Genomic DNA, 22,072 nt, shown 5'->3' on the forward strand with positions numbered 1-22,072 from the left:
TACCTGAACTTGCATCATTTTTATCTGCTTGGCGCCTTCTTGTTTCTTGCGTTTCCTCTTCATTTATATGCTCAGGAGCCAGAAGTTGCACAAGATTCTACCAGAACCGGTTATGTTCGTGGTACTTTAAATCTGCCTAATCCTGCCAATATTTCTTCCGGGTATGAATATGATCCTGTGCTGGATAGATATATCTATACAGAAAAATTAGGGGCTTATAATCTTTCCATTCCATTAGTGCTAACTCCAGAGGAGTATCAGCAATTAGTAATTCAGGAAGAGATACGAGACTATTTTAAGCAGAAGAACAATGCTATTGCCCAAAATAGAGATGCAGATCCAGATGCGCAACGAGATGCGTTACCAAGTTATTATGTAAACTCAGGTTTTTTTGAAAGTATTTTTGGAGGAAGAGAGATAGAAGTAGTGCCTCAGGGTAGTGTAGCCATGGATCTTGGTTTACTGTACACCAAGCAAGATAATCCTGCTTTCTCACCAAGAAACAGAAGCAATCTTACCTTCGATTTTGATCAAAGAATTCAGTTGAGTTTATTGGGTAAGGTTGGTACCAGGCTACAGGTTCTTGCAAATTATGATACTGAGTCTACCTTCGATTTTCAAAATCAGCTGAAATTGGAATACACTCCAAATGAAGATGATATCATTCAAAAGATAGAAGTAGGAAACGTAAATATGCCTTTAAACAGCGCGCTAATTCAAGGTGCTCAAAGTCTGTTTGGTTTCAAAACTGAATTGCAATTTGGAAAGACCAGGATTACCGGAGTTTTTTCTGAACAAAAATCAGAAAGAAGAACAGTGAATGTTGAAGGTGGAGCTACTATTGAAGAGTTCGAGAAATTTGCTATAGATTACGATCAGGACAGGCACTTTTTTTTAGCTCATTATTTTAGAGATAACTATGATAGATCTTTGGAGAATTATCCATTTATAAACAACAATATTCAAATTCAGAGAATACAGGTGTGGGTAACAAACCGAACCAATAATGTTCAGAATTTAAATGACACCAGAAATATTGTAGGTATTCAGGATCTTGGGGAAACAAACATTCCCGGGAATATTGGATTGGAAAATCTTCCGGGAGGGTTCTTTAATAAACCTGCTGGAGCATTTCCAAATAACTCTAACAACGATCTTAACCCTTTTGGAATTAATGGGGCTGCAGAATCTATTTTAAATTCGGCGATTAGAGAGATCTCAACTGTGCAAAGTGGTTTTGGTAGCTTAATAGTTTCAGAAGGTACAGATTATGCCAAATTGGAAAATGCCAGACAACTTCAACCAAATGAATATACTATTGATAAACGTCTGGGGTATATCTCTCTTAATCAGAGATTAAGCAATGATGAGGTTTTAGCAGTTGCTTATCAATACACTGTAAATGGCCAGGTCTATCAGGTTGGAGAATTTGCAAATGATGGAGTAGATGCTAATACGCAGGCAGATGCCAATGGTGCAAGGATAAATCAAAATCTGGTAGTAAAGCTTTTAAAGAGTACGGTTACCAATGTAAAGGAACCAATATGGGATTTGATGATGAAGAACATCTATAGTCTTGGGGCTTTTAATCTTGAGAATGACGATTTCAGATTAAATATTCTTTACACAGATCCACAACCGCAAAACTATATTTCTCCGGTAAATGGAGCGCCGTTGCCAGAAGATGTAGATCAAACAACCTTATTAAGAGTATTCAATTTAGATAATTTAAATACTAATAATGATCCTGTAAATGGAGGAGATGGTTTCTTTGATTATGTGCCAGGGATTACAATTAATCCTAGAAATGGATTGGCAATATTTACCACGGTAGAACCTTTTGGAGAGTACCTTTTTAATAAATTAGATAATACGCCTAACAGTGGTGGAGAAGATTATAACCTTCCGGAGACATACAATCCCAACCAGGCAGAGTATGTGTTTAGATCATTATATAGAACAACTAAGATCCAGGCAGAGCAAGAAGGAGCAGACAAGAATAAGTTTCAGTTAAAAGGACGTTATAAGTCTTCTGAGGTTGAAGGAATTCCTATTGGTTTTAATTTGCCACAAGGTTCTGTAACGGTAACGGCTGGAGGTAGGATATTACAAGAAGGTGTAGATTATGTAGTGAATTATCAGTTGGGTAGAGTTCAGATCCTAGATGATGCGTTGTTAGCTTCTAATATTCCTATTCAGGTTTCTACAGAGAATAACGCATTATTCGGTCAGCAATCCAAAAGATTTACAGGAATTAATGTAGAGCATCAATTCAATGAAAATTTATTGGTAGGAGGAACGTTCTTAAATTTAAGAGAACGGCCTCTAACACAAAAAGCCAATTACAGTTATGAGCCAGTTAATAATAGTATTTATGGACTAAATGCTGCGTATAGTACAGAGGTACCATTCTTAACAAGATTGGTAAATAAGTTACCTAATATAGATACCGATGTTCCTTCTAATTTCTCTATTCGTGGAGAGTTTGCATACTTGCAACCGGGAGCACCAAATGTTAATGATTTTGATCAAAAAGCTACTACTTATATAGACGATTTTGAGGCATCTCAAACCTCAATTTCTATCAACAACCCATTAAGTTGGGAGCTTTCTAGTGTGCCATTAGAATTTGGAGGTAATCTTGCTAATGGAGATCTGGCTTCGGGATATAAGAGAGCGAAAATGTCTTGGTACACCATAGATCCTGTTTTTTACAGCAGTCGAAGACCAGATGGAATAACAGATGTAGACCTTTCAAGCTATGCTTCCAGAAGAGTTTTCTTAAATGAGATCTTTCCAAATACCGATGTTATTCAGGGTCAACCGCAAGTTATCTATACGATGGATCTTGCCTATTTCCCAACGGAGCGTGGGCCTTATAACTTTAGACCAGCAGCAGCAAATAGCAATACCCTAGATAACCCAAAAGGGAACTTTGGAGGTATTTCTAAAGCCTTGAATTCTACCAATTTTGAACAATCTAACGTTGAGTTTATAGAATTCTGGATGATGGATCCATTTATATATTCTGAAAATGCTACCAATTCTGGAGGTACTATCACTTTTAACTTAGGTAATATTTCTGAAGATGTTTTAAAAGACGGAAGAAAGCAATATGAAAATGGATTACCAGCAAATGGCGGAGATCAGGATGTGGTTACTACAGATTTTGGTAGAGTTCCTGCAGACCAATCTTTAATATATGCTTTTGATACGCAAGGGCAAGAAAGAACTAATCAAGATGTAGGTTTTGATGGTTTGGATGATACCGGAGAGGCCTTGAGATTTCCAAATTTCTCCAGTTTACCAGATCCAGCTGCAGATAATTATCAGTATTTCTTAAATAGTACGGGAAGTATTATAGATAGATATAGAAATTACAACGGAACAGATGGGAATTCACCACCAAATTTAGGAGACACAGATCGTGGTAATACTACACTGCCTACTACAGAAGATTTGAATAGAGATAACACGATGAATACCATCAACAGTTATTTCAAATATGATGTTCGCGTATTTCCTGGAATGAATATAGACAACAGCCCTTATATTACAGATGTTAAAGAAGTGACTGCACCTTTACCAAATGGGCAGGATCTTCCGGTGAGATGGGTTCAGTTTAAGGTGCCAATCTTTAAACCTACAGATGCTGTAGGAGGAATTGCAGATTTTAGATCTATCAGATTTATGAGATTGTTACTTTCAGATTTCAATCAAAAGACCATCTTGCGTTTTGGTACTATGGATTTAGTGCGAGGAGATTATAGAAGATATAATCAGAGCTTAGATGAAGAAAATCTTAATCAACCTGTAAATGATGAGGGTACTCTTTTTGAAGTTTCCTCTGTAAATATCGAAGAAAATGAAAATAGAGAGCCTGTTCCTTATGTATTGCCTCCGGGAGTGCAAAGAGAAGAGCTTTTTAGTAACAATACCAATATAAGACAGAACGAGCAATCGCTATCGCTAAGAACATGTGGGCTTGAGGCCCAGGATGCTAGAGCGGTGTATAAGAATTTTCAAATAGACATGCGTCAATACAAAAATTTGGAAATGTTTCTGCATGCAGAATCTTTGGTGAATGAAATTGCTTTAAAAGACGGGCAATTAGTTGCATTTATTAGGATGGGAACAGATTTTACCGATAACTATTATCAAATTGAAATTCCTTTAGCTGCAACTCGATTTGGAGCTACTCAAGATTCTGAGATCTGGCCTGAAGACAATAGATTAGAACTTTCTTTAGAATTATTACAACAAGTAAAAACCACCGTTTTAGGAAATCCTATTTATAGACCTACAGAAGTAAATTACTTTAATGAAGACCTAAGTTCTGTAGAAGCAAATGATCCTTATCAAATGGGAGAACTTAGAATTGGTATAAAGGGAAACCCAAGCTTTGGAAATGTAAGACTATTAATGTTAGGAGTTAAAAATGGTTCTCCAAATACAAGTGCAACAGACCTTTGTGGTGAAGTATGGTTCAATGAGCTTAGACTTTCTGAGTTAGATAACAAAGGTGGATGGGCAGGTATCATTAATATGGATGCTAATATTGCAGATTTTGCAACTATTTCTGCTACCGGAAAAAGAAGTACTATAGGTTTTGGGACTTTAGATCAAGGTCCAAATCAGCGTAGTAGAGAAGATCTCCAGCAATATGATGTTGTTACCAATATTAACGTTGGGCAGGTATTGCCTCAACAGTGGGGAGTAAGAATTCCTTTTAACTATAGTCGAGGAGAAGAATTGATTACTCCAAAGTACGATCAGGAATTTCTTGATCTGGAACTAGATGCAAGACTGGATGGTATTACAGATGCAGATGAAAGAAAAAAGGTAAAAGAACAATCTCAATATTACACAAAACGAGAAAGTGTAAATGTGATTGGTCTTCGAAAAGATCGTGTAGGTGAAAAAAAGCCTATGCCTTATGATATTGAGAATTTTACAGTTTCAACTTCTTATAATCAGGTAGATCATAGAGATTTTGAAGTAGAAGAATCTTTGAGTCAGAATGTGAGAGCGGGTGCAACTTACGATTACAGCTTTGCTCCATGGCAATTAGAACCTTTAAAAAATGTAAAAGCTTTAGATAGCAGCGATTATTATGCAGTTTTTAGAGATTTCAATATCAATCCGCTGCCAAGTAATATTTCCTTTGGTTCTAATATCATAAGACAATATAACGAGCAGAAGTTTAGAGAACTCAGTTTAGATAACAATGATATAGGTATCCCAACTTTATATCAAAGAAATTATATGTTCGATTGGCAATATCGTGTAAATTACAACCTAACAAGATCTTTACAATTCAGTTTTAATGCTACCAATAACAGGATCATTAGAAATTATATAGATGAAGATAACAATGTAGATAACAGTGTAGACGTTTGGGATGGCTTTTTTAATATAGGAACCCCTAACCAGCATTTCCAGACTTTACAGGTTAATTACGAGCTGCCTTTTGCTAAGATCCCTGTGCTAAGATTTGTAAAAGCTACCTATTCTTATACAGCAGATTTTCAATGGCAACGTGGATCTCAGATCTTTGATGATCTAGAAGGCATTCCAGATCTTGGAAATTCTGTTCAGAATTCTAACGTACATCAAATTAATGCTAGTTTGAATATGCCAGATCTTTATAAATATTTTGATCTTACGCCTAGAACCTCTAAAACTGCTAGTATAAAAGATAGAAACTCTGGAGTTCCAACCTTAGATGGTAAAAAATCTAATGTTAAGAAAGAGCCGGAGACAAGAAAGAGTGATAGATCTTATAATACTTTTATAGGATTGGTTACGGCCATTAAAAGATTGCAGGTTAATTATAGAAAGAATGAAGGTATTTATATACCAGGATATACGCCAAGTGTTGGTTTTATGGGAACGCTTATGCCAACTACTGGTTTTACGCTGGGTTCTCAGGCAGATGTTAGATACTTGGCAGCACGAAAAGGTTGGCTTACTATGTACCAGGAGTTCAATCAACAATATACTGCTGTTAAGAATACTCAATTAGACCTTCAAAGTTCCATCAGCTTTATACCAGATCTTACAATAGATCTTAGTGCTAATAGAATTTATTCAGAAAGTTATTCTGAAAATTATCAGGTAGACCCTGTAAGTTTTCAGTATAGATCTTTGAATCCTTACACCTATGGGAATTTTAATATTTCAACTATCCTTATAGGTTCTGCTTTTGATAGTAATACTGAAGATTTTTCTGAAACCTTTCAAACCTTTAGAGACAACAGAATATCAGTAGCAAAAAGACTTGCAGCGCAGAATGGAGCAAATCCTAATGATGTAGATGAAGAGGGGTATCCTATAGGTTATGGTAAGACCAATCAGGCAGTACTACTACCTGCATTTATTGCTGCATATTCCGGTCAAAATGCATCGAGTGTTAAATTGGGTGCTTTTAGAAGTTTTCCATTACCAAACTGGGATATAAAATATACCGGACTAATGCGAGTAGATTGGTTTAAAAAGAATTTCAAAAGATTCTCATTAAATCATGGCTATAAGGCGGGTTATACTATCAATCAATTTCAAACTAATTTAGATTATAACAATTCCAACCCTTTAGAACTAAATCAAGCTGGAGATTATAAGAATAAAATCCTATTCGCCAATGTAAACCTTACAGAAATGTTTAGTCCCCTAGTTAAATTAGATATGGAAACTACCAATGCTATTCGAATTTTGGCAGAGGTTAGGAAAGACAGAGCATTATCCTTAAGTTTTGATAATAACCTGCTCACAGAGATTAAGGGAAATGAATATATTTTAGGTTTAGGGTATAGAATAAAAGATCTAAAGATCTCTACTAAAATAGGAGGTAAGAATAGGTTATTGAGCAGTGACCTTAATTTTAAAGCAGATGTATCTTACAGAAAGAACATTAATATAATTAGATATTTAGATCTGGATAATAATCAAGTTGTTGCAGGACAAGACATTTGGGCAGTGAACTTTAAGACAGATTATGCACTTTCCAAGAACCTAACAGCGCTATTTTATTACGAACATACCTTTTCTGAATACGCAGTATCTACAGCTTTTCCTCAAACCACTATTAGGTCTGGGATCACCCTTAGATATAATTTCGGAAATTAATTAAATGCTCTTTGAACAGACATAATAAAAAATTAACTTTGTCATCTTATAAAACAAATTTTATGAATATTCCGCAAGAATTAAAGTATACCAAAGATCACGAATGGGTGAAAATTGAAGGTAATGTTGCAACTATTGGAGTTACAGATTTTGCTCAAGGAGAATTGGGTGATATAGTATACGTAGAAGTTGAAACAGTTGGTGATAGTTTAGAGAAAGAAGAGGTTTTTGGAACTGTGGAAGCAGTTAAGACCGTATCAGACCTTTTTTTACCACTTACAGGTGAGATCATAGAATTCAACGAAAGCCTTGAAGATGCTCCTGAAAAGGTGAATACAGATCCTTACGGAGACGGATGGATGGTTAAAATGAACTTTACTGATGAAAGCGAAGTAGATTCTTTGTTGAGTGCAGCAGATTATAAAGAATTAATTGGCGGATAAAATATTTTTAATAATTGCGATGGTGTATACCGGTGTGGTAACTACCCTCTCACTTATTAAACTCGGAAAGATCTCTGTGGGAGACTTTAATCCTACAGATAAAATGATGCATACCTCTGCCTATCTAGTCTTAGGTTGCGTTTGGTTCTTTTATTACGTAATGAAAAATTCACAACAACGTAATTATAAAGCCGATCTTTTAAAAATTGCGGTGCTAGTAATCCTCTTTGGTATGTTAATTGAGGTTTTACAAGGAACTCTAACTAGTTATAGAACACCAGATTGGTATGATATGCTAGCAAATAGCTTGGGAGTTCTAATAGCATTTTTGATCTTTATATTTTTTAAAAAATCTTTTAATCACTTAAAACAGAAGATTAATTTATTTTTATGAAAAAAAATTTTACTTTAGCAACCCTTATTAATTATTAACGAATTATGGAACCCAAGAAAAATCCAAAAGCCGATTTAACCAAACGAAGTGTCCTCTTTCTACAATTGGGTCTTATCCTGGTGCTAGCAATAACTTATGTTTCTATTGAATGGAAAACATATGATAAAAGTGATATAGATGCAGGACAGCTCGATTTAGGAGATCTAGATGATGAAGTAATACCAATTACAGAATTGTTGAATACTCCACCACCTCCACCGCCACCACCACCGGCGCCGGAAATCATTGAGGTTGTAGAAGATGAAAAAGAAGTTGAAGAAACTGAAATTCAATCTACAGAAACCAGTCAGGAAGAAATTGTTGAGGTAGTAGATGTAGTAGAAGCTCCTGTAGAAGAAGAAATTGCAGATGTTCCTTTTGCAGTTATTGAAGATGTGCCGATTTTCCCAGGTTGTGAAAATTTGAGCAACAACGATCAGCGTAAGAAATGTATGAGCGAAAAAGTTCAGGATTTCGTTAATAAGAAATTTAATACAGATCTTGGTAGTCAGTTAGGTCTTAGCGGAGTTAATAGAATTATCGTTCAGTTCAAAATAGATAAGAACGGTAATATTACAGAAGTTCGTTCTAGAGCTCCACACCCAAGATTAGAACAAGAAGCAGCTAGAGTAATAAATGCATTGCCTAAGATGAAACCAGGTAAGCAACGTGGTAAGCCGGTAGGAGTAATGTACTCTTTACCTATTGTATTCCAAGTACAAGACTAAGTAAAAATTACTTTTAAATATATAAATTCCCGGATCTGTTAGATTCGGGAATTTTTCGTTTTATACCAATTAATGCTTCATTAAAAATTTTGTTATCTTTCGCCTGTTACTACCCCATTAACTGCCGTTTTAATTATGAAATATATTGGAAGTCTGCTCCTTCTCCTAATTTGTATCTCTGCTTACTCACAGGAAGACCTTTCTAATTTTGAAACCTATCCAGAATTCACATCATGTGAAAATTCTAGTTTTGAACTTCAAGAATCATGTTTTAAAAATTCTTTACGAGCTAAGATCCTTTCAGAATTTGTGCTTCCTGAAATAGTTTCTGAAGAGAATTACAATGGGGAGATCATGGTGTTATTTGAAGTAACTCAAGAGGGGGAGTTTAAAGTGTTGTATACTGAAGCGGTATATTCAGAATTAAAAGAGGAGATAAAAAGAGTTTTTGCTGAATTACCTACAATAAAGCCAGCTACTTATAACAGTGAACCTACGTATGTGCAGTTTAGAATGCCATTAAGAATACCGTTAGATCAAAATCTAAGGACTTCTTCGGTGTCTAGCAGCGTGGTTGCTACATCTCTAGAAAATAGTAAGGAGGAAAAGTCTCTAGACACTTACTCAAAAATTAAATCTAAGCCTTTTAAAAGTGAGGTTTCCAGCAGCAATCTCTTTGTTCCACTTTCTCATGAGCGCTACAATAGATTTGATGCTGCCATGAATGCAGTTGGGAATAATGCTCATACAGCTTCTAAACCTTTTTTATATAGTGAAGTAGCAGTAAATTATGATATTGATGCTGAAACAGAAGTAATGTTAAAAGACAAAAAATCTTGGTTTGGTAGGAAATTATGGAATGAGCACCTAGTAACTTTTCAAGGGGATAATTATTGGTTTACAGGAGATGTAGTTTTGGATCTTCAAATAGGAAAAGATTTTCAAAGTGATCTAGATTATACTTATAACAATACTCGCGGTGCAATTTTTCAAGGTGGGCTAGGGAAGAACTTTAATTTTTACACGGTAGTGTATGAAAGTCAAGGTAGGTTCGCAGATTATTTTAACAGGTATGCAGAGAGTATAGCTCCTTATAGTGGCGGTCCTGCAACAATTCCCGGGAGAGGAGTAGCAAAAGAATTTATGGATGATGGATATGATTATCCCGTAGCAGAAGGTTATATCTCTTATAAGCCATCAGAATTCTTCTCAATTCAGTTTGGGCAGGGAGATAATTTTATAGGAGATGGGTATAGATCTTTACTAATGAGCGATGGAGCTAGTCCGTATCCGTATCTAAAATTAAATACATCGTTTTGGAAGCTTAAATATTCAAATACATGGATGGCATTGAGGGATGTTCGGGAAGAGGTTTCCGGAGAAGGTTCTTATAGAGTAAAATATATGGCCAACCATTACCTGAGTTTAAATCTTACCAAAAGATTGAATATTGGTTTGTTTGAATCTGTTATATGGCAAAATGATAATGGAAGAGGTTTTGATGTGGCTTACCTAAATCCTGTCATTTTTTATAGGTCTATAGAGTTCTCTACAGGGCAAAATGGAGGGAATGCTATTATCGGACTTACGGGGAAATATAAATTTTCAAATAATATAAATGCTTATGGGCAGTGGGTTATAGATGAATTTTCTACTTCAGAGATCTTTGGCGGACAGCAAAGCTGGAAGAATAAGTTAGGATATCAATTAGGTATTAAATATTTTGATGCATTTAATGTGCCGAACCTTTATTTGCAGGCAGAATACAATCAGGTAAGGCCTTATACCTATTCTCATAATTCTATAGTTTTGAATTATGGACATAATAATCAATCTTTGGCTCATCAATGGGGATCTAATTTTAGAGAATTTATAGCCATTGCCAGGTATAGAAAAGATAGAATCTATGGAAGTGCGAAGGTTATTATAGGTAAGCGCGGGTTCGACTTCAATAATACTTTCGAGCCGGTTGCATATGGAGGAGATATTTATACCAGTGAAAAGCAACGTCCTTATGAATATGGGGTGAAAATTGGTCAGGGAAATACTACTACTTCTCTCTACTCTGAATTGGAAGGAGGTTATATAATTAATCCGGTAACAAATTTAAAGATATTTGGAAGTGTTATCTATAGAGATTTTGATCCTTCTCAGAATACTTCAACCACCTTTAATAACTATACCGTATGGCTTAATTTTGGGGTGAGAACAGATATTTTTAATTGGTATTTTGACTACTAAGAACTAGTTTTTAAATTTAACGTTTGTACCTCCTTGAAAAAACATAAAGAAGGAGTATCTTTGCGCCAATATTTAAATCGCTTTTTTGAGTAATACCAGCGTACATACTCCTTCAGTATCAATCCTTTCAGATTTTAAAGAAATCACTAAAATGCGTTTGGCAATAAGTGTGGTTTTTTCTTCTGTGGCAGGATATTTTCTAGGAGCTGAAGTTATCGATTTTGTTACCGTTCTACTACTAGCTATTGGAGGGTATTTTATGGTTGGAGCATCTAATGCTTACAACCAGATCATCGAGAGAGATCTTGATGCTTTGATGGATAGAACTAAAAATCGTCCTATTCCCTCTGGGAGAATGACAACCACAACAGCTTTTATTATTGCCAGCACATTTACCGTTCTAGGTTTGGTAGTGCTTTATATTATTAACCCGAAGACTGCAATGTTTGGTGCTATAAGTATCTTTCTTTATGTAAGTGTTTATACGCCGTTGAAAACAAGAACACCACTTTCTGTATTTGTGGGAGCATTTCCTGGAGCAATTCCATTCATGTTGGGATGGGTGGCTGCCACTAACGAGTTTAGTATAGAGCCGGGTACGCTTTTTATGATTCAATTCTTCTGGCAGTTCCCTCACTTTTGGGCTATTGGTTGGTGGTTATTTGATGATTATAAAAAAGGAGGATTCTTTATGCTGCCAACCGGTAAGCGGGATAAAGGAACTGCAATTCAGGTAATTCTTTATACTATATGGACCATAGCTGTTTCTTTAATTCCTGTATTTGGAGTTACTGGAAGGTTATATTTAACTCCGGTCTCTGGAGCTATTATATTAGTATTAGGATTAGGAATGCTTTACTATGCGTTCAATCTTTATAAGAAAAGAGATGTTGCCTCGGCAAAGAAATTAATGTTTGCTAGTGTGTCTTACATCACACTACTGCAAATTGTATACGTTTTAGATAAATTTATAAGACAATGGATTTAACACAGGGAACCGTAGATCATAAAATAGGCAGAGCAAAGAAAATGATGCTTTGGTTTGGGATTATTAGCATGGTAATGATGTTTGCCGGGCTTACCAGTGCTTATGTAGTTAGTAAGAATAGACCAGATTGGGTTGGAGATTTTGTATTGCCTGCAAGTCTTTACTGGAGTACGTTAACTATAATGATAAGTAGTTTAACTTTTATAATGGCTAAAAAGAAGATTGGAGAAGGCAATAGAAGCGGAGGAACTATGTTCTTAACCGCAACTTTGGTGCTGGCTGTTATTTTTATAATTCTTCAATTTCAAAGTTTTTCGGAGATCATAGCTGCAGGGTATTATTTTACCGGTAGTGAAAGCACTATTACTACGTCGTTTATTTATGTAGTGGTTTTAGCTCACCTTGCGCATTTAGCGGCAGGTATCATAGTGCTTTTGGTTATAATTTATAACCATTTTAAACAACGTTACTATCCGGGGCAAATGCTTGGAATAGAGCTAGGTGCCACGTTTTGGCACTTTTTAGATATCCTTTGGGTTTACCTGTTTGTATTTTTATATTTCTTTAGATAATTAATTTGCGTATTTTTGCGCATCATTTAAAATCAATTTCTCCATATGGAAGCTACTGTTATTAGAACAGGCACCGAAGGTAAAACCTGGGGTGGTGGGAATGAGCCTTTAAAAGCCAGTTACGGTAAAATGATGATGTGGTTCTTCATCGTTTCCGATGCACTTACATTTTCTGGATTCTTAGCGGCTTACGGATTTTCCCGATTCAAATTTATCGACTCCTGGCCAATTGCGGACCAGGTATTTAATCACTTTCCATTTTTACACGGTGTAGATGCACCAATGTATTATGTGGCGTTTATGACGTTTATCCTGATATTTTCATCGGTAACGATGGTGCTAGGGGTAGATGCAGGTCATAGATTAGACAAAAGTAAAGTAACACTTTATATGTTCCTTACCATTATTGGTGGTCTTATATTTGTTGGTTCTCAAGCTTGGGAATGGGCAAATTTCATACAGGGTGAATATGGAGCAGTTACTACCAAAGGTGGGAATGTTCTACAATTTGTTAATGCGGAAGGAGAAAGAGTAGCTTTAGAAGATATCGCTGCATCTATACCATCAGAAAGAACTGCTATTGGTAGAAGTTCAGAGGTATGGTTCAATTCAAATGAAACAGTAACAGATTATTCTTTAGAACAGGTGAAAGCAGGATTTGTTGCTAATCCGGATTTATTGATTAAGACGCAGATAACTGGTGAAGATGGTCACAAGATCATATTAAACAGAGAGGAATCTTTGGCTAAATTTAATAATGAAGCTATTGGAGTTGTAGAAGGTGCAAACCTAACACACAATGAATATGGTCCGCCATTATTTGCAGACTTCTTTTTCTTTATTACAGGGTTTCACGGTTTCCACGTATTCTCTGGGGTTATTTTGAATATTATTATATTCTTTAATGTGATCTTAGGTACTTACGAGCGCAGAGGAAGTTACGAAATGGTAGAAAAAGTTGGGCTTTACTGGCACTTTGTAGATTTAGTTTGGGTATTTGTATTTACTTTCTTTTACCTAGTATAATTTAGATATTTTAGAAAATGGCACACGATACTACACATACACATCACGAATCTAATGCAAAAAGAATATGGATGGTTTTCGCTATTCTTTCTGTAGTAACTATTGTTGAAGTAATCTTAGGAATTATAAGACCAGCGTTTCTTATTGAAACTCACTTTCTAGCAATGAAATTGCTTAACTGGATCTTTATTCTTCTTACAATTTATAAAGCATATTATATTGCCTGGGCATTTATGCACTTGGAAGGCGAGTCTAAAGGTCTTAGAAGATCTGTAGTTTGGACCGCAGTATTCTTAATAAGTTATCTAATGTTTATCTTACTAACAGAAGGAGACTATATTTACGAGGTCTATAAGCATGGTTATGTTGCTTGGGACTTCTAAAAGTTAAAAACACAAGAAAAGACGATTATTTATAATCGTCTTTTTATTTTTGTACCCCCTAATAAAGGCTTTTAAATGAAGAAGTTTCTCATACTTGGTGTTTTATTCTTACTGCCTATAGTAGCTTATCTTTTCTTTGCTTCTGGCATTAATCACTTTGCGAAACTTCCTATCTTAACAGAACAGGTAGAAGACATTTCAAACCTGGAGTTTAGATCAGATTCCTTAGTTAGCTTTCAGGATAAGATTAGTGTAGTTGCCTTCTTTGGTAATGATCCTGAATCTTTAAAAGGTAATACCTTCAATCTAGACCAGAAGATACTTCAAAAATTTTACGGTTTTCAAGATTTTCAATTTGTAGTAGTTCTTCCAGAGAGTGCTAAAGGAGATGTAAACTCTTTTGTGCAAGAATTTGAAGGAATTACAAATTCACAACATTGGAAGTTTGTATATGCTCCCCCGGCTTTAGTAATGAGTGTCTTTAACAGTTTTAAGACCAATCTGCAATTAGATGAAAATCTTCAAACACCTTATGTGTTTTTAATAGATAAAGATAGAAACCTAAGAGGTAGAGATGAAGATGAGGATAGTGATCTTTTATATGGTTATGATTCTAGATCGGTTTCAGAATTAAATAACAAAATGAATGATGATGTAAAAGTTCTTTTGGCAGAATATAGATTAGCACTTAAAAAATATAAAAAACTCGAAAGTGAATAAGAAGAACTCATCTTATATAGGAATATCATTAATCATTTTGATCTTTGGAATTATCTTTATTCCAAAGATCGTTGATAGAATTGGTAGTGATGATATTGTGGAAACCGATAGGTTAAACGTAAAGCGCGCCAATGGTGATAATTCTGAAGTAGGCTATGTAGAGCAGTATGGTAAGAATAAACGTGTGCCAGACTTTCAATTCATAAATCAGGATGGAGATACTATTTCTAATGAAGACTACCTTGGAAAGGTGTATGTTGTAGAATTTTTCTTTAGTACCTGCCCGTCAATTTGTCCTATAATGAATGCTAATTTAATTAATGTTCAAAAGGAATTTAAAGGGAATGATGATTTTGGAATTGCCTCCTTTACTATCGATCCTGAGCACGATACTCCAGAGGTATTAAAAGAGTACAAAGAAGGTCACGGTATTTCTAATAAAAACTGGAATTTTTTAACTGGAGATAGAGAAAAGATCTACAAAGTTGCTAATTCTGGTTTTGGAATTTTTGCAGATAAAGATCAAACTGTTCCGGGAGGTTTTGCTCATTCAGGATTATTTGCTCTAATAGATCAGGAAGGTTTTATTAGATCTAGAAACGACCAGTATGGAAATCCTATCATCTATTACAGAGGCTCTATAGATCCTGAAAATTCTATAACTGAAGGTGAAGAAAAGGCAGAGATAGAGGAGCTAATAGCAGACATTAAAACATTATTGAAATAAAGAATGGCTTCAACTAAAATAGATAAAATTGCAGTTCCAACAATAATTACCCTTTCTATAGTGGTGCCGGTACTGGTGCTTATCTTAATTTATTTACCAGAAAGGTATAATTTTCTTGGAGTTCAAGCAGGAACTTTTCCGCTGTTCCACGCAGTTTTAAATGGTAGTACTGCATTGTTACTAATAGCTGGTTATTATTGTATGTCTATTAAAGAATACAAATGGCATCGTAATTTTATGATCACTGCTTTTGCATTGTCCAGTTTTTTTCTAATTAGTTATGTTATCTCTAAGATAAGTAATGCTCCTGTTCCTTATGGTGGAGAAGGTTTTCTTAAGTACTTGTACTTTTTTATCTTAATTACCCATATCGTACTTTCTGCTATAATTGTTCCATTAGTATTATTTACGATGTATAGAGGATTAACCGGGCAATATGATAAACATGTAAAAATAGCCAGATGGACGTTCCCAATATGGTTGTATGTGGCTGTTACTGGGGTTTTGGTCTATGTATTTATGTTTCCTTATTATTAGAATTGAGCCTAAATGCTTAATTTGAAGTTTAATTATTTTTGATAGCATATGAAATTTAAGATCATTTTTCTTTTAGTCGTTTTGTGCCTCTTCCCTATAATGGCAGATGCTCAGTGTGCTATGTGTAGAGCAGTATTAGAAAGTGAAGGATCGCAATCTACTGCGGAAGGTATTAACGATGGTATATTATACTTAATGGTCTTTCCTTATATCCTTATTGGTGGTATCGGATTCTTCATTTACCGCCTATATAAAAAGGGTAAATCAACTGAAGAATCTTAATATTCAGTTAAAATTAACATTTTCCTAACATCTAGGTTTGTAACATAACCAAATCTTAGTGGTCTTATGAATAGAGTTTTGTATACTTAAGTATTCAGAACATATTTAATATTAGGCTGTTATGATTGAAATTAAAGACTTGCACAAATCTTATAAGATGGGTTCTAATTCTCTTCATGTTTTGAAGGGAATAAACTTTAATGTAGCAGAAGGTGAGCTTGTTTCTATCATGGGTTCTTCAGGTTCAGGAAAATCTACACTACTTAATATATTAGGAATGCTGGATGAAGCAGATTCTGGCACCTATACGCTAGATGGTTTATTGATCAAAAATTTGAATGAGAAGATAGCAGCCAGATACCGCAATAAGTTCCTCGGATTTATTTTTCAATCTTTCAACCTTATAAATTACAAAAGTGCACTAGATAATGTGGCTCTTCCCTTATACTATCAAGGTGTGGGTAGAGGAGAGCGCATAGATATTGCAATGGGGTATCTGGAAAAAGTTGGTCTCGCAAAATGGTCCGGGCACTTGCCTAATGAACTTTCTGGAGGGCAAAAACAAAGAGTGGCTATAGCCAGAGCTTTAGCTTCCAATCCTAAAGTATTATTAGCCGATGAGCCTACTGGTGCATTAGATACCAAAACTTCTTATGAGGTAATGGATCTTATTCAGGGAATAAATGATGAAGGGCGAACAATACTTATAGTTACGCATGAGCATGATATTGCTCAAATGACCAAGCGAATAGTAAACCTGAAAGATGGTTTAATTATAGATGATACAAAGGTTAATCAGGTAAGAGCTTTAAGTAATGTTTGATCTTGAAAGATGGCAGGAGATCTTTGAAACGATAAGCAAAAATAAATTGCGAACGTTTCTAACCGGGCTTTCGGTAGCTTCGGGGATATTTATATTGGTGATTCTTTTAGGTATTGGTCAAGGAATGAGCAACGGGATCTCACGAGAGTTTCAGAATGATGCTACTAATATTTTATTTGTTTTTACTGGTGTTACTTCTAAAGAGTACAAGGGTCTTAACCCAGGAAGGATGATTAGAATGAAAAATGATGATTATGATTATGCGGTTAACAAATATCAGGATGAACTAGAGTATAAATCTTCCATCTATAGAATTTGGGGCGGGATTGTAAATTATAAAAAAGAAGCTGGTACTTATAGAGTAGAAGGAGTATGGCCAGATTATCAATTTCTGGAAAATGCTTCTATGGTAAGTGGAAGATTTTTGAACTATTCTGATCAGGAAGGCTATGAAAAAGTGGTAGTTGTTGGAAATAAGGTTAAAACAGATCTATTTAAAGATGGGGAAGATCCAATTGGAAAATTCATTGAGGTTTCCGGTATTAACTTTAAGGTAGTTGGAGTATATACAGATCCGGGAGGCGAAAGAGAAGAAGCTAGAGTATTTTTGCCTTTATCTACAGCCAACAGAGTTTTTGGAGGTAAGAACGAGTTAAATTTTCTCTCCTTTACGCTTAAGCCGGAAGAGAATTTTGAAGCTGCTTTAGCTTCTTCTCAAAAATTTTCAGAAGAATTAGAATCTCATTTAAAAGAAAAGCATACTGTAGCTCCAGATGATGATAGTGCAATTACCATCCAAAATTCTTTAGAGAATGCTAAAAGGTTCTATGACCTTATGGATATGATAAAATACTTCTTCTGGGGAGTAGGTATTTGTACTATTGTTGCCGGTATTGTTGGGGTAAGCAATATCATGCTTATTATTGTAAAAGAACGAACCCGAGAAATTGGGGTAAGAAAAGCATTGGGAGCAGAACCCTTGTCTATAATTGTTATGGTGCTTCATGAATCTATTTTTGTTACAACAATTGCCGGATTTACAGGTCTCATTTTTAGCTTAGGTCTTCTAGAGCTAGCCGGGCCAATGATAGAGACGCAATATATTACCAATCCATCTGTAGATTTTCAGGTGGCTATTACCACGGTATTCATTTTGATAATAGCAGGAGCCATAGCAGGATTCTTTCCGGCATGGCGTGCTGCCAAGATCAAACCTATAGTTGCCTTAAGAGACGAATAATATGTTTAGTAGAGATAACTGGAACGAAATTTTAGAAGCGCTAACAGCAAATTGGTTTAGAACCTTGCTAACAGCCTTTGGTGTGCTTTGGGGAATATTTATCCTTGTTATTCTTTTAGCGGCAGGGAAGGGGTTAGAAAATGGGGTGAAACAGGGTTTTGGTGGAATAGCTACCAATACAATGTTCATGTGGACGCAAACACCATCCAAACCGTATAAAGGTTTACCAAAGGGAAGAAATTATAATTTTAAGACAGGAGATGTGGAAGCCATATGGCAAAATTTTCCAGATCTTAGATTTGTATCACCTAGAAATCAATTAGGAGGTTTTGGAGGAAATAACAATGTTGTTAGAGGCTTAAAAACGGGGGCTTACAACGTGTATGGAGATTATCCGGAAGTTATTCAGCAAGAACCTATGGATATTACCTCAGGGCGTTTTGTAAATCAGTCAGATATTAAAGATAATAGAAAAGTAGCAGTTATAGGCGAAGGAGTTAAAAGGGAGATGTATGAAGCTAATGAGGAAGTTATAGGAAGTTATATCAAGATTCAAGGAGTGAATTTTATGGTAATTGGGACTTATAAGAAAAAAGGTAACAATAATGGAAACGCAGAAGAAGGACAAAAACAGATCTATGTTCCATTCACCGCATTTTCTCAGGCTTTTAATATGGGAGATCGAGTAGGTTGGATGGCTATAACAGCATTAGATGGAACCTCCATTACCAGTGTAAAATCTCAAATTATAGATGTAATTAAAGAAAGACATAACATTCACCCGGATGATGATAGAGCGGTGGGGAATTTTGATCTTTTTCAGGAATTCAGCAAAGTAAATGGTCTTTTTATAGCGCTAAAAGCAGTGGCGTATTTTGTAGGTATACTTGTGTTATTATCAGGAATTATTGGAATAAGCAACATAATGCTCATAGTAGTTAAAGAACGTACCAATGAAATTGGAATACGTAGAGCGTTGGGGGCAACTCCATGGGCAATTAGAGGGCAGATCTTAATGGAGTCTATATTCCTTACTATTATTTCTGGAATGGCAGGAATTGCCTTAGCTACCGGAGTAATAGCTTTGGTAAATGCACAGTTATCTGGCATGGATACTTCAGAAATGATGTTTCTAAATCCTAGTGTAGATCTAAGAGTGGTATTTACAGCGCTTACTATATTAATAATATCAGGTTTACTGGCAGGTTTAATACCTGCTCAAAATGCCATAAAGATCCATCCAGTAGATGCTTTAAGAACAGAATAAATTCAAAAACTAACCAATCAAGAAATGAAAAAGATAGTCACCATCATCATCCTATTACTTATAGCAGTCACTTTTGTGGGAGCTTTGTATTATCTGTACCAAAAGAATCAGGAAGATCCAATAGTTTATGAAACAGAGAGCCCTTCTATGCAAACAATCGTTAAGAAAACGGTTGCTACTGGAAGTATCGTTCCTAGAGAAGAGATCTTAATAAAACCGAATATTTCTGGAATTATAGATGAGATCTATATTGAAGCCGGAGATAGAATTAAATCTGGAGATCTAATTGCTAAAATTAGAGTAATCCCTAATGTCTCTTCTTTGCAATCTGCTAAGGATGCAGTTGCTACTGCCAGGATTAATGTAGATAACGAGAAGAAATCTTATGATCGTCAAAAATCTTTGTTTGATAAAGGCGTAATATCTGCCAACGATTTTGAAAGTGCAGATGTAACTTATAAAAGAGCGCAACAAAACTACAAATCTGCACAACAGAACTTTGAAATAGTTAGAACCGGTACCACCAGCGGTCTTGGAAGTGCTGCAAATACACTTATAAGATCTACCATAGACGGGATGGTGCTCGATGTTCCTGTAAAAACAGGGAACCAAGTAATTGAGAGTAATAACTTTAATGATGGTACTACTCTGGCAACCCTTGCAGATGTAAATCTTATGATCTTTGATGGGAAGGTTGATGAGAGTGAAGTAGGAAAAATAAAAGAAGATCTTCCTTTAGAAATTACCGTTGGAGCTATAGAAAATAAAACTTTTGATGCAGTACTAGATTATATTGCTCCAAAAGGAGTGAGTGAGAATGGTGCAATCCAGTTCAATATAAAAGGGACCTTAGATAAAGCAGATACAACATTTATAAGAGCTGGGCTTAGTGCAAACGCATCTATTATCTTAGATAAAGCGGTAGATGCTCTTGCAATAAAAGAAGCTTTAGTTCAATTTGATCCTAAGACACAACAGGCTTTTGTAGAGTTGGAAAAGGGGGATCAGGACTTTATTAGAAAAGATATTAAGCTGGGAGTAAGTGATGGTATTTATGTGCAGGTTCTGGAAGGTCTTACTAAAGATGATAAGATCAAGGTTTGGAATCAACTCAAACCCGCTCAAGACTTTTCTGCAAACTAGTAACTAGAATTTGTAACATCTCATAATTTTGTTAGACTTATCATTCACAATCATAACTATGAAGAAATTAAGCTTATTACTTTTTATTCTGGGTTTCGGTTTTTCGATTCAGGCACAGGAGAAAAAATGGACTTTACAGGAATGTGTTGCATACGCATTAGAAAATAATATCTCTATTAAACAATCTGCTTTAGATGTAGAAGAAGCAAAAATCAATAGAAGTGATGCTATTGGAAACTTTCTACCTTCTTTAAACGGTCAGGCAAGTTTATCTAGTAACGGAGGTTTGAGTATTAACCCAACCAATAACAGGTTTGAAAATACAAGGTTTACCTCTTTCTCTGGAGGAGCAACAGCTGCGGTTACGCTTTTTGACGGACTTAGAAATCTAAGACAATATCAGCGTTCAAAGTTAACTCAACTTTCTAATGAGTATTCGTTGGAATTAATGAAAGACAATATCGCACTTTTTGTTGCTAATGCCTATTTAGATGTATTGTTCAATAAGCAAAATCTGGAGGTGCTAAGATCACAAAATCAGGTTACTTCAGATCAATTAGACAGAACCGGACAATTGGTAGAAGCTGGATCTCTTCCAAAGGGAGATCTTATGGAGATTAAAGCTACCAATGCAGATGAGCAACAACGTATTATAGTTGCAGAAAATAATATTAGGATCTCACTTATAAGCTTAGCTCAGATTTTACTTATTAAAGATTATGAGAATTTTGATATAGCAGATGAGGGTTATGATGTTATTACAGAAGATATTCTTTCTAATTCTGCTGAAGAATTAATTGCTCAGGCTAAGAAGGAACGTTTTGAGATCAAGATCGCAGAAGAGAATAAAGCGATAGCAGTAAAAAATGTTCAAATTGCAAGAGGAGCTTACTATCCTACGCTAAATGCTTTCTACAACTACAACACCAGATATTCTGATAATGATTCTCCATTTAATAGAAACTTCACTACGCAGTTGTATCAAAATGATGGAACTTCCTATGGTTTACAATTAAGTGTTCCTATTTTTAATGGTTTTGCTACCAGAAATCAGGTTAAGAGAAGCGAAATTAATGTAAAACGTGCAGAATTTCAGTTAGATCAGGCAGAATTAGATCTAGAGGCAAATGTTTATCAGGCTTATGTAGATGCAAAAGGTGCTGCTAAGGCTCTGGAAGCTGCTAAGATAGCTTTAGAGGCTCAACAACAAGCTAACGATTATGCTACAGAAAGGTATGAAGTTGGATTAACAAATGCATTTGATTACAGTCAATCTAAATCTAGATTAGAGAATGCGCAGACACAAGTAATTAGAACTAAATACGATTATATATTTAAATTGAAAGTGATCGAGCTATACTTCGGAATTCCGGTAACCGATCTAAAATTTTAAA

Annotated in this window: 18 protein-coding genes; all 18 read left to right on the plus strand. The window is 35.3% G+C overall.

The annotated features are described in order from the left end of the window. Positions 1-9: 9 nt before the first annotated feature. The gene (sprA, locus tag P163_RS05515; RefSeq protein ID WP_231556161.1) at positions 10-7,125 is read left to right on the plus strand and encodes a cell surface protein SprA; all 7,116 of its coding nucleotides are present in this window, start codon (positions 10-12) and stop codon (positions 7,123-7,125) included. Positions 7,126-7,187: 62 nt separating this feature from the next. Further along, positions 7,188-7,568 carry a glycine cleavage system protein GcvH gene (gcvH, locus tag P163_RS05520; protein ID WP_034888521.1) on the plus strand — a complete coding sequence of 127 codons (381 nt, stop codon included), beginning with the start codon at positions 7,188-7,190 and terminating at the stop codon, positions 7,566-7,568. After that, positions 7,558-7,962 carry a VanZ family protein gene (locus P163_RS05525; protein WP_231556162.1) on the plus strand — a complete coding sequence of 135 codons (405 nt, stop codon included), beginning with the start codon at positions 7,558-7,560 and terminating at the stop codon, positions 7,960-7,962. Before gcvH ends, P163_RS05525 begins: the two co-directional genes overlap by 11 nt. 44 nt (positions 7,963-8,006) lie before the next feature. After that, positions 8,007-8,729 (plus strand): energy transducer TonB, encoded by a 723-nt coding sequence (locus P163_RS05530; protein ID WP_034888524.1) that lies wholly within the window; start codon positions 8,007-8,009, stop codon positions 8,727-8,729. 135 nt (positions 8,730-8,864) lie between these two features. Next, positions 8,865-10,970 carry a hypothetical protein gene (locus P163_RS05535; protein WP_034888528.1) on the plus strand — a complete coding sequence of 702 codons (2,106 nt, stop codon included), beginning with the start codon at positions 8,865-8,867 and terminating at the stop codon, positions 10,968-10,970. 85 nt (positions 10,971-11,055) lie between these two features. Continuing rightward, on the plus strand, positions 11,056-11,958 hold the full coding sequence (gene cyoE, locus P163_RS05540; RefSeq protein WP_034888530.1) for a heme o synthase: 903 nt from the start codon (positions 11,056-11,058) through the stop codon (positions 11,956-11,958). Further along, a complete protein-coding gene (locus P163_RS05545) occupies positions 11,949-12,530 on the plus strand; it encodes a heme-copper oxidase subunit III (RefSeq protein ID WP_034888532.1) in 582 nt (193 codons plus the stop codon). Before cyoE ends, P163_RS05545 begins: the two co-directional genes overlap by 10 nt. Before the next feature lie 45 nt (positions 12,531-12,575). After that, on the plus strand, positions 12,576-13,556 hold the full coding sequence (locus P163_RS05550; protein ID WP_034888534.1) for a cytochrome c oxidase subunit 3: 981 nt from the start codon (positions 12,576-12,578) through the stop codon (positions 13,554-13,556). Positions 13,557-13,573: 17 nt separating this feature from the next. Further along, positions 13,574-13,939, plus strand: a complete 366-nt coding sequence (locus tag P163_RS05555) for a cytochrome C oxidase subunit IV family protein (RefSeq protein WP_034888536.1) — start codon at positions 13,574-13,576, stop codon at positions 13,937-13,939. 75 nt (positions 13,940-14,014) lie between these two features. Continuing rightward, complete coding sequence (locus P163_RS05560) at positions 14,015-14,659, plus strand: hypothetical protein (protein WP_034888538.1); 645 nt, start codon at positions 14,015-14,017, stop codon at positions 14,657-14,659. Next, entirely contained in the window at positions 14,652-15,386 is a 735-nt protein-coding gene (locus tag P163_RS05565) for an SCO family protein (protein WP_034888540.1), read from the plus strand. The genes P163_RS05560 and P163_RS05565 overlap by 8 nt, the downstream gene beginning before the upstream one ends. A 3-nt stretch (positions 15,387-15,389) precedes the next feature. Then, the gene (locus P163_RS05570; RefSeq protein ID WP_034888542.1) at positions 15,390-15,923 is read left to right on the plus strand and encodes a DUF420 domain-containing protein; all 534 of its coding nucleotides are present in this window, start codon (positions 15,390-15,392) and stop codon (positions 15,921-15,923) included. 99 nt (positions 15,924-16,022) lie between these two features. Then, entirely contained in the window at positions 16,023-16,205 is a 183-nt protein-coding gene (locus tag P163_RS05575; protein ID WP_316930064.1) for a hypothetical protein, read from the plus strand. 121 nt (positions 16,206-16,326) lie between these two features. Beyond that, entirely contained in the window at positions 16,327-17,028 is a 702-nt protein-coding gene (locus tag P163_RS05580; protein ID WP_034888546.1) for an ABC transporter ATP-binding protein, read from the plus strand. Continuing rightward, positions 17,021-18,268 carry an ABC transporter permease gene (locus P163_RS05585; protein WP_034888549.1) on the plus strand — a complete coding sequence of 416 codons (1,248 nt, stop codon included), beginning with the start codon at positions 17,021-17,023 and terminating at the stop codon, positions 18,266-18,268. The genes P163_RS05580 and P163_RS05585 overlap by 8 nt, the downstream gene beginning before the upstream one ends. A 1-nt stretch (position 18,269) precedes the next feature. After that, complete coding sequence (locus tag P163_RS05590; protein WP_034888551.1) at positions 18,270-19,535, plus strand: ABC transporter permease; 1,266 nt, start codon at positions 18,270-18,272, stop codon at positions 19,533-19,535. A 24-nt stretch (positions 19,536-19,559) separates the two neighbouring features. Then, on the plus strand, positions 19,560-20,678 hold the full coding sequence (locus tag P163_RS05595; protein ID WP_034888553.1) for an efflux RND transporter periplasmic adaptor subunit: 1,119 nt from the start codon (positions 19,560-19,562) through the stop codon (positions 20,676-20,678). Positions 20,679-20,736: 58 nt separating this feature from the next. Then, positions 20,737-22,071: a TolC family protein gene (locus P163_RS05600; RefSeq protein WP_034888554.1), complete on the plus strand. Its 1,335-nt coding sequence runs from the start codon at positions 20,737-20,739 to the stop codon at positions 22,069-22,071. Position 22,072 lies beyond the last annotated feature (1 nt).

Origin of the sequence: Gillisia sp. Hel_I_29, assembly GCF_000744275.1 — a bacterium.
GTDB lineage: Bacteria > Bacteroidota > Bacteroidia > Flavobacteriales > Flavobacteriaceae > Gillisia.